2 protein-coding genes are annotated in these 2,851 nt (G+C 60.5%); both read left to right on the forward strand.

The annotated features are described in order from the left end of the window. Positions 1-136 precede the first annotated feature (136 nt). Positions 137-1,879 carry an acyl-CoA dehydrogenase family protein gene (locus tag GO984_RS23250; protein WP_157024925.1) on the forward strand — a complete coding sequence of 581 codons (1,743 nt, stop codon included), beginning with the start codon at positions 137-139 and terminating at the stop codon, positions 1,877-1,879. Positions 1,880-2,011: 132 nt separating this feature from the next. Continuing rightward, positions 2,012-2,818, forward strand: coding sequence for a crotonase/enoyl-CoA hydratase family protein (locus tag GO984_RS23255; RefSeq protein ID WP_157024926.1), 807 nt, complete (start codon positions 2,012-2,014; stop codon positions 2,816-2,818). The last annotated feature ends 33 nt before the right edge of the window (positions 2,819-2,851 follow it).

Here is a 2,851-nt window from a genome sequence, read left to right on the forward strand (position 1 = left end):
TGCCCAATTTTGTCACTTTAAGCAAGTTTTGGGTCTGTTGTGGCGATTGCTGGGTTGAGGTGAAGTTGTCTATAGACTGTTGGTGAACCTTCAGCGTGGAGACAGCGACGTGAGTTTTGAGGCGCCTACCAAAGACATGCTTTTCAATATTGAGCACCTTTCGGGGTGGTCTCGGGTGCGCAGGCTGCCGGGCCATGATGCTCTGGAACTGGGCGATGTTGCGGCCATTCTTGAGGAGCTTGGGCGCTTCTGTGTGGAAGAGATTGCCCCGTTGAATGCGCCTGGGGATCAGGCCGGGTCGCGGTTTGACGCCGGGCGTGTGACCCTGCCGGCCGGGTTCAAAGAGGCCTACGCGCAGTTTGTCGACATGGGATGGCAGAGCCTGCAACATCCGGAAGAGTTTGGGGGGCAGGGGCTGCCACGCTCGGTTGGCGCGGCCGCCACAGAGATACTCAACGCTGCCAACATGAGCTTTGCGCTGTGTCCGCTGTTGACAGATGGGGCGATTGAGGCGCTGCTGACGGCGGGGTCGGAGGCAACCAAAGCCAGCTATCTGGCCAATCTTGTGTCGGGCAAATGGACCGGCACGATGAACCTGACAGAACCGCAGGCGGGCAGCGATCTGGCGCTGTTGCGGACGCGGGCTGATCCACAGGATGATGGAACCTACCGGATCACCGGCACTAAAATCTTCATCACCTATGGGGAGCATGAGCTGTCGCAAAACACCATCCATTTGGTGCTGGCCCGCACGCCAGACGCCCCGGCAGGCGTGAAAGGGATCAGTCTTTTCCTGGTTCCAAAATTCCTTGTGACGCCGGATGGGGCGCTGGGGGACCGCAATGCTGTTCACTGCATCAGCATCGAACACAAGCTGGGTATTACCGCCAGCCCGACGGCTGTTCTGGACTATGAGGGGGCCACTGGTTTTTTGCTGGGCGCCGAAAACTCCGGTCTGGAGTGTATGTTTGAGATGATGAACGCAGCCCGTTTTGCTGTGGGTTTGCAAGGGGTTGCCCTGGGCGAGCGCGCCTATCAACAGGCGCTTGCCTTTGCAAAGGAGCGGGTGCAAAGCCGCCCGGTTGATGGCTCCTCGCGTGAGGCCGTTGCGATTATCAACCATCCTGATGTGCGCCGGATGCTGATGCGCATGCGGGCCCTGACCGAAGGAGGGCGGGCGCTCTCTGCGTTTGCGGCGGGTTGGCAGGATCTGGCGCGCCATGCTGAAACCGCCGGGGACCGTGCCGAGGCGGTCGCCTTCTCGGAGTTTCTGATCCCGCTGGTCAAAGGCTTCTGTACCGAAAATGGTGTTGAAATTGCCTCAACCGGCGTTCAGATCCATGGCGGCATGGGGTTTATCGAAGAAACCGGCGCGGCGCAGCACTACCGGGATGCCCGCATTCTGCCGATCTATGAGGGCACAACAGCGATTCAGGCCAATGATCTGATTGGCCGTAAAACCCTGCGTGATGGTGGCGAAACTGCGCTGCGCTTTGTAGCGTTGATCGAGCAGACCGAGCAAGAGCTGTTGCGTGGCTCGACAGCCGCGCAGACGATGGCTGCACGGCTGAGCGCTGCCCGAGAGGCCTTCTTGTCTGCGGTCCGCTATGTGCTGCAGGTCGGCAAACAGGATGCCAACGCTGCCTTTGCGGGCGGTGTTCCGTATCTGATGTTGGCGGGGAACCTGATGGCGGGGTGGCAGCTGGCCCGCTCTTTGCTGGTGGCCGAAGCAGCCCTGGCGCGTGGAGAAGATCCCGCGTTCATGACAGCCAAGATTGCCACCGCCCGGTTCTATGGTGATCACATCCTGCCTGAAACGGCTGTCCAGCGTGACCGTATTGTAGAGGGCGCTGACAGCCTGCTTTCGGCGGTGCTCTGACCGAAACCTCTTCTGTCACCTGGGGATAAAAACAGGGCGCCTCTGGTGGCGGGGGCACCCTGCCAAAAACGGCCCTGCGCATGTCGCCACAAACACCTATCTGACTTCCTGTTTCCTCGAAAGGATCAAACCATGGCCGCTCATATTGATGTCTCCCGTTTTACCAACCTAGCTGTTGAGGCCCAGGAGGATGGCGTCTGGGTGGTGACGCTGAACCGCCCGACAAAGCGAAACGCGCTGGATATCGACACCATCGAAGAGCTGGTGGAGTTCTTCTCTGTCGCCCCGCGTGCCGGGGTAAAGGCGGTGGTTCTGGCCGGGGCTGGCGATCATTTTTGCGCCGGTCTGGACCTGATTGAACACCATGATGCCGACCGCAGCCCGGCGGACTTCATGCATGTCTGCCTGCGCTGGCACGAGGCCTTTAACAAGATGGAATACGGTGGGGTGCCGGTGATTGCAGCCCTGCAGGGGGCGGTTGTTGGGGGCGGCTTGGAGCTGGCCAGTTCAGCCCACGTCCGGGTGATGGACCAAAGCGCCTATTTTGCCCTGCCCGAAGGGCAACGGGGCTTGTTCACCGGCGGTGGGGCAACCATCCGGGTGACGGATCTGGTTGGCAAATCGCGGATGATCGACATGATGCTGACCGGGCGGGTGTATCAGGGTCAGGAGGCGGTCGATCTTGGTCTGGCCCAGTATATCGTTGACGGATCCAGCCTGGACAAAGCCATGGAACTGGCCCGCCGGGTGGCCGAGAACCTGCCGCTGTCGAACTTTGCCATCTGTTCTGCCGTCAGCCATATGCAGAACATGTCAGCGATGGATGCCGCCTATGCCGAAGCTGTGGTGGCCGGTGTGGTGAACACCCAACCCGAAGCCCGCGCCCGCCTCGCCGCCTTCGCCGACAAAACCGCAGCCCGCGTGCGACGCAACGACTAAGTCAAACGGTGGCGCGGCAAAACTACCGTGCCA

It is taken from the genome of Parasedimentitalea huanghaiensis, assembly GCF_009753675.1.
Taxonomy (GTDB): domain Bacteria; phylum Pseudomonadota; class Alphaproteobacteria; order Rhodobacterales; family Rhodobacteraceae; genus Parasedimentitalea; species Parasedimentitalea huanghaiensis.

Coding starts and splice junctions, on each gene's coding strand:
- GO984_RS23250 (WP_157024925.1), top strand. CDS start 137: ATGCTTTTCAATATTGAGCACCTTTCGGGGTGGTCTCGGGTGCGCAGG.
- GO984_RS23255 (WP_157024926.1), top strand. CDS start 2,012: ATGGCCGCTCATATTGATGTCTCCCGTTTTACCAACCTAGCTGTTGAG.